The 9,247-nt window shown below is 41.5% G+C and carries 7 protein-coding genes; 3 read left to right on the top strand and 4 right to left on the bottom strand.

Annotated elements, in window-relative coordinates; all coding sequences use genetic code 11:
- The coding region (locus A4R26_RS02335) for a condensation domain-containing protein (protein WP_207625660.1) at nt 1–1,314 on the bottom strand (1,314 nt) is incomplete at its 3' end.
- 36 nt (nt 1,315–1,350) lie between these two features.
- Here A4R26_RS02335 and cysC point away from each other — a divergent pair.
- From cysC to A4R26_RS02320, 3 genes are all read left to right on the top strand, one after another.
- Nucleotides 1,351–2,031 (top strand): adenylyl-sulfate kinase, encoded by a 681-nt coding sequence (gene cysC / locus A4R26_RS02330; protein WP_341350282.1) that lies wholly within the window; start codon nt 1,351–1,353, stop codon nt 2,029–2,031.
- A 75-nt stretch (nt 2,032–2,106) separates the two neighbouring features.
- Nucleotides 2,107–3,483: an FAD/NAD(P)-binding protein gene (locus A4R26_RS02325; protein WP_081159384.1), complete on the top strand. Its 1,377-nt coding sequence runs from the start codon at nt 2,107–2,109 to the stop codon at nt 3,481–3,483.
- 25 nt (nt 3,484–3,508) lie between these two features.
- Nucleotides 3,509–5,146 carry a cyclic peptide export ABC transporter gene (locus tag A4R26_RS02320; RefSeq protein ID WP_081159381.1) on the top strand — a complete coding sequence of 546 codons (1,638 nt, stop codon included), beginning with the start codon at nt 3,509–3,511 and terminating at the stop codon, nt 5,144–5,146.
- A 14-nt stretch (nt 5,147–5,160) separates the two neighbouring features.
- Here the strand turns inward: A4R26_RS02320 and A4R26_RS02315 are convergent, their stop codons facing one another.
- The 3 genes from A4R26_RS02315 to A4R26_RS02305 all read right to left on the bottom strand — a co-directional run bounded on the left by A4R26_RS02315 (nt 5,161) and on the right by A4R26_RS02305 (nt 9,240).
- Nucleotides 5,161–7,125, bottom strand: a complete 1,965-nt coding sequence (locus A4R26_RS02315; RefSeq protein WP_165760120.1) for an alpha/beta fold hydrolase — start codon at nt 7,123–7,125, stop codon at nt 5,161–5,163.
- A 71-nt stretch (nt 7,126–7,196) separates the two neighbouring features.
- A complete protein-coding gene (locus A4R26_RS02310; protein WP_081159375.1) occupies nt 7,197–7,379 on the bottom strand; it encodes a hypothetical protein in 183 nt (60 codons plus the stop codon).
- A gap of 16 nt (nt 7,380–7,395) precedes the next feature.
- On the bottom strand, nt 7,396–9,240 hold the full coding sequence (locus tag A4R26_RS02305; RefSeq protein WP_081159372.1) for a lanthionine synthetase LanC family protein: 1,845 nt from the start codon (nt 9,238–9,240) through the stop codon (nt 7,396–7,398).
- Nucleotides 9,241–9,247: the final 7 nt, after the last annotated feature.

Genomic DNA, 9,247 nt, shown 5'->3' with positions numbered 1-9,247 from the left:
CATTTGCAGGGCGCTTATGGGTTTGCCGGGAGTGTGCAGCAATTCATGAATTAAAGATTGAAACCGGTTTGAAAAACTTTCTATAAAATCTGTATTGAAGAAACTGGTGTTGTAGTCAAAGTCAATTTTTACATCTCTATGATCATCAAATTCCCGTACATATATAGCCAGCGGTGTTTTTTCCATCTGATGCATCAGCGGAGTTACTATACAGGGACATCCATCGATGGAAACCGAATAATCGTGTTTTTCATACGAAAAAAAAACCTGGTAAACAGTTTGTTGCAAATTTCCTTTCATCCATCCGGCATTGGCGGCAATGATACTGAGCGGCAGCCGCTGGTGTCTGAAATTTTCTTTTAATTCATTACGAATGTCCTTTAGCAGGTTTATAAAAGCAGCGCTCCTTTCCACCTTTAATAATAAAGGTGTAAGGCTTGCAAAAAGCCCCACCGTTTGTTTGAATTTTTTATTTTTCCTGTTTAACAGGGGCAAGCCCAGGATGATAGAATTGTTATCAAAAAGGGATGAAAAATAAGTTAGCACAATGCCCACCAAAAAATGAAATGTAGTTACAGAATGATCAGCTGAGAACTTTATGAGAGCATTATATGTTTGCCGGTCAATATAAATAGCTTTTCGCCTGGTATCGCCGGTAACCGCTGCAGTTATATCTTTTCGAAACGGAAGAAAAGCAGGTTCCGGATGCGCTTCGCATTTCTGCTTCCAGTATTCCTGGTCCAGTTCAAACCGGGCTGAGTTCAGATAATCGAGATCATCCTTAATAAAGTCGATATATGAATGATCGGGAAGGGTATCAGGCTGGTTATATTTAAAAGCGTTGTAAATATCAGACACCCGCGACAGCAATAGAGAAGTACTCCACCCGTCTGCAATCAGGTGGTGATAAGCGGCAAATACAATATGCCGGTCCTTTGATATCTTTAATATCCAATGTTTATGAAGCAATGAAATCCCTGACAGATCGAATGGTTTATTGAACTCACGGCTGATAAACGATTCCGCCGCCTGATCGGGGTCCGGCTCGAAGGATAGATCGAGATAATCGATAACAGGCTCATAATTATCGACAATATTCATATACGGCACGCCATCCATGTTAACAATTACGCTTCGCAAAACATCGTACCGCTTAACCAGTAACTTAATTGCAAGTATGAGAAAGAATGACTGAATACGACCTTCGATCTGAACCTTAGCCCCAATATTATAAATGGTACTATCGGGATGAAGCAATTGCTCATAATAGATATCCCGCTGAGGAAGCGAAAGTGGATAAGATTTATCGGTCATCTGTTATCGATATATTAACGTCAACCGAATTTAAAGATTTATTTTTTATACAGGCAAATATTTTTTTATAATTTCAGTATAAATATTTTTTATCACGCTCAACTAATATCTGCAGTTCTTAATTTAGTTATTCATTATCTCCAATCTGAAAATCATTTTACAAATATGAGAAAGGGATTTACTATTTGGCTAACCGGCTACAGCGGATCGGGCAAAACATCGATTGCCACTGAGCTTTACAGGAAGCTGATCGAAAGAACGATACCTTGTGAAATACTTGACGGAGACGTTATAAGGCAACATTTGTCACAGGGACTAACTTTTTCAAAAGAAGATCGCTGTGAAAACATCATGCGGATCGGTTATGTGGCACAGATCTTATCTAAACATGGTGTTGGAGTGATCGTTTCCGCCATATCACCCTACAAAAGCGCCAGAGATATGGTCAGAGAGAAAATTCACTCCTTTGTTGAAGTGTACGTTAACTGCTCTATCGAAGAATGTGAGCGGCGCGACGTGAAAGGCCTATACAAAAAAGCTAAAACAGGGGAAATAAAAAATTTTACAGGTATTAGTGACCCATATGAAGAACCTGTTGATCCTGAAGTAACCTGTTATACAGAAACCGAATCCATAGATGAATCCGTAGCTAAAATTTTAGCCTGCCTCGAAGCGCTTCATTTGATCGGCCATATTAAAACCGGAATAACCGGCTAACCAGTTTAGCTGGAAACACGGCTTATACAGATAATGTTATCGCTTCTTTAATTAAACCTTATCAATTCATTATTAATGCAGCAGATCGTCGTTATTGGCAGCGGATTAAGCGGTACGCTATTTACGATCAATATCCTCCGGCATCATCATCACTCTCCTATAAGCATCACTGTTATTGATAAAAATCCGCCCGGTACATTGGGCCTGGCCTATTCCACCGATCATTCTTTTCATCTTTTGAATGTACCGGCTTTCAAAATGAGTGCATTTCCCGACAACAGCAATGATTTCACCGACTGGCTATCAAAAGCAGGCTATCCATATGATCCACATTCGTTTGTACCGCGAAAAGTTTACAGGGAATATATTCTTAGCTTGCTCCAAAACGAACTAAGCCGAAAAAAGGAAAACATACATTATACATATATAAATGACAGCGCAATTGACATTGTTCCCCAAAAACGTCTTTTATTATTGGGGTCAGGCAGGCAGGTTCCGTTTCACAAACTGGTACTGGCCGTTGGAAATTTCAACCCAGCCCCTTTAAGACTTCCTGACAATGATTACCTCCGCCATCCCGCCTACTTTTCATCGGCCTGGGATAATCACCTGGCAAATCAACATTCCCCATGGGAGCACGTGCTTATTATAGGCACCGGGCTAACCATGGTAGACACCGTATTAACCTTGCAACGATCTTCGCCCGATGTTCTTATAACTGCCTTATCTAATCACGGGTATATGCCGCTATCGCACGAACGAACAGCCGGGTACCAGTTGGAGGATAAACCTCACCACGACATCAGCACCCTTTCAGAAGCCTTGCAGATCGTAAATAAACATATTAAAAAATCCAGGGAACAAAAGATCGGTTGGCAGGCTGTGGTAGATGCCATACGGCCATATACCCAGGAAGTATGGCATAACTTCTCTTACAGGGAAAAGAAAAAATTCCTTGGGCGCCTCCGGCATATATGGGGCGTGGCGCGCCACCGCATGCCGCCGGAATGCGCAGAACAAATTCACCGGCTTTTATTACGCCAGCAATTGTTCATCGCTGCCGGACAAATACAATCCATCAACCTGAATGCCAGCAACGGTTTTGACGTATTTTACCACGAAAAAAGCACCCGCAGGAACGTTCAGCTGACGACCAACGCCATTATTAACTGTATGGGCCCTGAATGTAATTATGAAAACCTGGATGATCCGTTGATTAAAAATCTTTTACAAAGAGGGTTGATCCGGTCAGATGAATTACGGTTGGGACTCGATTGTTCACCCGGGGGCATTATCATAGAGAAAAACGGCGCCCCCTCCCCTTTTTTATTTACGCTTGGCCCGCCGGTGAAAGGAATACTATGGGAAATTACAAGTGTGCCCGAAATAAGAGTAGCCGCCTTACAATTAGCCAAACTGGTAGCCGGGAAAAAAGTGGAATCAATTGCCTGAAGATGAATCGCCAAAACAAGTTATAATGAGATATTTTTTGTCATTGCTTTCGATCACGAGGAAAATATTTGGTTACCGGGTATTCCTCTTTGGAATAGCGGCCGGTCTTTCAAATACCGCTCTGATTTCAATTATCAATGAAACCATAAAATACGGAATCGATAAAAAAGCGCCTTCTTTACTACTCTTTTTCGGATATATCACTGCCCTATTATTGTATTTCCTCCTGCAATATTTTTACCAGAGCCTTTTGATCAAATCGGCTCAAACACTGATCCTGCAAAGCCGGGAAACACTCATAGAAAAAATAAGAAAAAGCAATTTGAGGAGTTATGAAAAAGTGGGAAGCACCCGGTTATTTGTTTTACTTGCTCATGATACCAATACAATCGGCACCATTGCAACCCTTTCTTCCAGTGTGATCATCGCGCTGATCGTCATCTCCGGATCCCTGATCTATTTGCTTTCAATCAGCATAAAAGGCTTTCTGCTTACAGTAGGTATCATCAGCGTGTCGTTACTGATCACCTTTTCCATGCAAAAAGCAAATATAAAACGGATCAAAAAGTTACTGGAGCTGGAAACCGTATTCCTGAATTTCATCCGGAACATGCTTACGGGCATTAAAGAAGTAAAGATGGACAGCAAGATAAGCGAGGGCATATATAATACACACCTGAAGCCTTATATGAACGACATTCATGAAAAAAAGACAAGCAACAATATTTCACAGGCCCGGTTTGCCCTGCTTGGGCAACTCATTTTTTTCATAACCATGGGTTTTATTCTTTTCGTATTTCCGATGCTGCAAATATCCATAACCAGGAACCCTGCGCAATTCGTCATTGTATTGCTATATATCCTCTCTCCTATCCAGATGCTTATTCCATTGATCCCCCAATTCTCACATATAAAAGCAACCATGGAACGGATGGCTTCCATTAAAGATATGTTAGAGGAAGAGCCGCTATCCCATACAACAGAAAATTCATACAAACAGTTCGAGACGATCAGTTTTAAAGATGTCATCTATACATACGAACCAATAGCCGACAAACCCGATTTCAGGTTAGGCCCGGTTAACTTCGATATTCAGGCAGGTGACCTGATATTCATACTGGGAGAAAATGGATCAGGAAAATCTACCCTTATAAAAGTGCTTACCGGTTTGTATACCGCCAATAAAGGATCGATACAACTCGATGACGATCCCATTTCACATCGCAACATTCAATTGTACCGGAATTTGTTTGGCGTTATTTTCACCGACAATCATTTATTTGAGCATTTGTACGGAGTAGACGACATTTCAACCGCACATATTGACCAGCTTATTGAAAAAACCGGCCTCACCGAAAAAGTAAATTTCCAGGAAAACAGGTTCAATACCATCGACCTCTCCGAAGGACAGAAAAAAAGGATCGCGCTCATAAACGTATTACTGCGAGATAAACCCATTTATATCTTTGATGAATGGGCGGCCAACCAGGATCCTGATTTTCGCGACTACTTTTATAATGTTTTAATTCCTGAACTAAACAACCAGCAAAAAACGGTTATAGTTATTACCCATGATGACCGGTATTTACATATTGCCAAACGATTGTTCAAAATGGAAGACGGGCTACTTGAAGAAGTAGCAATGGCCGGTATCGATGAGTGAACAGGAACCAGCTCCTAATAGAAAAGCCAGAAATAAAATACAAAGAACAAAAAGGGAATTTGCAATAACAGGAAAGTCCGGTAATATTTTATGGCGTTCTTGTTCTTTCTTTCCCACACAAGCAAAAGCAGTTGAATGGCATAACATAAAACAATAAAATACGGAACCCAAAGAACAGTGGCATACTGACCAGGCAAACCAAAACCCAGCACCATCCGGTTTGATGCCGCTGTTTTAAAGATCACCTGTATCAACCGGATACAGAAATAAAGGCCGCCAATACTACCTGCTATTGAAAGAATGTAAAAACTTTTTTCAAGCGGCGTCCATTTATATTTTTTGTTTGTCAGATATTTTCTTCCGGCAATAAAAAGACCAGACAACAAGCAAAGACCTATCACAACCAGCCAGCCGGTGTATACCCAGTTTGCCTTATTGATCTGTAATTTAGGCGCCAGCGATATTATTCCATTATGCACATGCACATTGCCGGCAAAAGGAATGGGCGCAGCCTTTACAAAATGTGCGGCATCAGGTTCTTTGTCAGGATCATTCAGGAACTTTTGAATGAGATCCATTGCGTGCGGGTTACCCGAAGCAAAATGTCCCGTATTTTCAAACGTATATAAAAATGAACTACCTAACGTTCGATGTGCAATTTCACCGTTTGAAGCAGCTGCGATGGGGTCCATATCACCCGATAAGATCAAAGCAGGGATATTACTTGCAACTGCAGCAGAATCGATCTGGTTCGGAGCTGCTGTATTCCAGAGATTACAAATATCAAATTCATCCCTGTAAAAGCTCAACCCTTTCCAAAATCCGGACGATGAACTGTCAAAAACCTTCAGATCGTTAAAAGGCATACACTCTTTACAGATGACCGTATAATACAACCCATAATCCAATCTGAATATGCCATTGGACATAGCAGTAACAAAGTTTTTCAAAGCTGCTTCGTTCCGATTTTTTATCTGTTCAATAAGCAAAGGTAAAATGGGATAAATATCCTGGCTATACATGGCTTGCTGAAAAGCCAGCAACATATCCTGTGAGTTGATGATAAATTCGCCGGCAGGGAATTTTGTTTTATCAGCCATATGAACAACCATGGGCTGTTTGTCAAGGGACTCAATGGCTGCGTAAAAGTCATTTTTCAAATCAGGATAATTCAGTCTGCAACCCGCGTCCTGGCTGCATCTATCGAATAATTTATCTAAAGACCTTTTAAAGGTGGCGGTAATGTTCTGGAAATACGGAACGTTGGGTGGTAAAGGCGATTCCAGGATAACACTCCTGATGCCTTCGGGATAGTCGCGCATCATTGTTAACGCTACCCTTGTTCCATATGAGCTGCCCCACAGGTTCCAGGAGGTATAACCAAGCGCTTTGCCCAGATCGCGAATATCTGCAGCAATTGCCGCACTGTTGTATACCGACAGATCGATGCCTTTTTGAATTAATTTTTCTTTCGCCTTTGCAGCAATGCTTACCCGCTGTTCCAATTCCTGGGTAGGTGAAAGGTCCTGAGCAAATAAATTCAGCAACTGCTGGTTCATTTCAGGACTGAATGCAGGTTCAGAACTGCCAGCACCGCGTTGGTCAATAAAAACCACATCCCGGTCTTTCCGCAGCTTTTCATATTGCGGGGAATAAAAACCAACGATCTTTCCGCCCGGTCCGCCATGAAGGACAATCAGCGGGGCTTTCGTTGTTTTTGGGTCAGTTGATTTAAGAATGGAAACACCTAATCGAATTGTTCGCCCGTCTTTTATACTTCTGTTTTCAGGAACAGTTAGATAGCCGAGCAACATATTTATCCTTTTTATATCTGCGGGATCTGCTTTGGGGATGGGACATTTGGGGCAGGTGGCCCATTCAAATTTTACGGTTCCGGGATCCTGTGAAAAAGAAATGCTAAGTGAAAAAAAAGCGAGTACAACCAGGATAAGCGTTTTAAATGAACAGGATTGAGGCATAGGTTTATAATAATAGATGTACATGGGATAAGTTCGCTGACGTTATTGTAATTTTCTAAAGATACTAACAATTATGTCTTGTTCCCCAGGCTGCTATTGATCACTTGCATTATTTCTTCAGGATGGTCGAAAATAAAAAAATGTTTGCCGGGAAGTTTTTTCATTTCCACCTCTTTCATGGTTTCCTGCTGCCAGGCATTAATTTCTTCATCGCTTATATCTTCTTCATCACCGGTGAAACAGAACAAATTCATGTCGCGTGGTAAATATTCAATTGGTTACTTCCAGAAAACCTTCCATGATGCAGTATTTGATACCGTCCAATGTCATTTCGTTAATGATCTCCATAAGATGGTCTTTATCTTTTGCCCTATAATGATTTTTCAGGAACCCGATCACTTCTTCATTTTGCATAAGCAAAAAATAAGCGATCTGGTTGCGGGCATCCGTAACGGCAACAGGCGTACCAAACCTGTCGAAAATCAGCTTTAGAATACCGGGAACAAATACCTGTAGCGTGTCCATGTCAGACACCTTATACAAAAAGGTCTTTGTTCCATACTGCTGTAAAAAATTACCGAACGATTCTTTGGTAAAGCCATTTTCAAGCGAGGGTTCCTTACTAAAAACCCATACCTTTTCTGAATGGCGAAGGGTTAACTGCAGGAGCTTCTCATCCGGCAACTTCAACAGGGTATCTGTTTCCAGAATGGCACTATCATCATATAGAACCGGTTCTTTTGAAGACCGCAAAATAGACAACGCAAAGCTTTCCCGTTCAAAATTATATAGCAAGGAATTTATCTGTGCCACATCCTGTACTTCATCGATCACTCTTTTAATATAAGCTACGAAGTCATTCACATCTGCGGATTTTTCCCGTCTCAACAGTTCTTCCCATGCATCTGGCAACTCTTGTTTCAATGCCGATAACGTATTGCTGAAATGCCTGCGTACCGTGGTGAGATAAATTTCCTGGTTACCTTCACAAAAAACAGATTGCTCAGGCAACTCATCACGCTTAACGGCTGTGGTAAATGCGGGTATAAAAAATACACCTGGCCGGTCATTTTTTATGCCAATGAGTTGTAGCATAAAATAGCCAATACCCAGACTGCCTTCCATTGTAAGGGGCATATCATTTTTAGCGGAGACCGGAAGCAGCCGTTCGGCAATTTGTTCAGCTTCCTGCAAACAGGCTTCGTTACCTGTTATTCTGAAAACTTCACTAAAACCAAGGCCTGTGCCTGCCATACCTGTAAGGAGGCCGTATGAAGCCGGCTTCGGCAAATCATGAAGCTGTTGCGTATCCGTTATACCCAGATAATTTTTCACCAACACCATACCAAACAGTCCATGCTCCAATGATAGTTCTCTAGCGCCCGCGCTATTACCAGCCGCCCAATAGCCCTGTTCATATTGCAATGCCTGTTCCGCCAGTTCAACCAGCAGGGAATTACCAAAACATTTCCCCAAAAAAGCCAACACAAATGAAATACCTGCAGTGCCAGCCAACCCAATATTCTGTCGGCGTTTATTTGTTATACCGCCCCAGAATATGCCCTGGTCAGCTGAAATAGCATTACTGATTATTCGTAGCAGGTACTTCTCTACATATTCCAGCAACCAGGTTGCTTTCGTTTTCAGGTATAACCGTTGTGTAAAAAGCAATATACCCGAAATGCCATCCAGCAAAGAGGGGCGGCTGATGATCCGGTACTGGTAAGAATCCCCGTTATAATACTCCCGGGCCAGTTCCACCGCTTTTTCAAGGAACCCTTTTTTACCGGTACGCTCAAAAGCTTCAAGATAAAAAAAACCTAATCCTAATTTACCCTGTATGGTGAAATTGTTAGTCGCAACCCTTTTTGCAAAAGACTCAATAATTGCCAATTCAGTAAGTATATTATTCCATACGTTCTCATCACCCGTATTCTTATAAAGTTCCAGCATAAAAAACAGGAACCCCAATTTGCCCTCTTTAAAACCATAGGATTTCCAGACATTCCCGTTTGTTGTATGCAGATCGTTAGCGGAGCCGGGCGGATATATGATAAGGTATTCATTATATATGTCCCAGGCCTTTTTAAGCATCTCTTCTTCCAATCTCTTCATATCAAAA

Origin of the sequence: Niastella populi, assembly GCF_002078015.1 — a bacterium.
GTDB classification, from domain to species: domain Bacteria; phylum Bacteroidota; class Bacteroidia; order Chitinophagales; family Chitinophagaceae; genus Niastella; species Niastella populi.
The sequence above is the reverse complement of the archived record's forward strand: the minus strand, read 5'-3'. Positions and strand labels throughout refer to the sequence as shown.

Excerpts from the sequence above, each read along its gene's own strand:
- A4R26_RS02325 (WP_081159384.1), top strand. The coding sequence starts at position 2,107 with ATGCAGCAGATCGTCGTTATTGGCAGCGGATTAAGCGGTACGCTATTT.
- A4R26_RS02320 (WP_081159381.1), top strand. The coding sequence starts at position 3,509 with ATGAGATATTTTTTGTCATTGCTTTCGATCACGAGGAAAATATTTGGT.
- A4R26_RS02315 (WP_165760120.1), bottom strand. The coding sequence starts at position 7,125 with ATGCCTCAATCCTGTTCATTTAAAACGCTTATCCTGGTTGTACTCGCT.
- A4R26_RS02310 (WP_081159375.1), bottom strand. The coding sequence starts at position 7,379 with ATGAATTTGTTCTGTTTCACCGGTGATGAAGAAGATATAAGCGATGAA.
- A4R26_RS02305 (WP_081159372.1), bottom strand. The coding sequence starts at position 9,240 with ATGAAGAGATTGGAAGAAGAGATGCTTAAAAAGGCCTGGGACATATAT.